Source organism: Alteromonas alvinellae (genome assembly GCF_902705805.1).
Window position 1 is genome coordinate 1 of the sequence record NZ_CACSIH010000251.1, and the last position, 257, is coordinate 257.

A 257-nucleotide genomic window follows, 5' to 3' on the forward strand; every position below is an offset into this window, starting at 1 on the left:
CAAATCCTGTCTCACCGACCACTTTTTGCAGCGAAGATTCGCCAAGCGCCCGTAGCTCAGCTGGATAGAGCAACGGCCTTCTAAGCCGTGGGTCGCAGGTTCGAATCCTGCCGGGCGCGCCATGCGAGTCAGGTAGGTCCTGATAGCAAGGCTGAATTTTCGTATTTACACTGCTAAAATAAGGCGTGTAAATTGCAAACACACCCTATGGTGGGCGTAGCTCAGTTGGTAGAGCCCCGGATTGTGATTCCGGTTGT

1 tRNA gene is annotated in these 257 nt (G+C 53.3%); it reads left to right on the top strand.

Annotation, left to right across the window (positions count from 1 at the left end):
• Window positions 1-45: 45 nt before the first annotated feature.
• Window positions 46-122, top strand: a tRNA-Arg gene (locus ACX5KA_RS19590).
• Window positions 123-257: the final 135 nt, after the last annotated feature.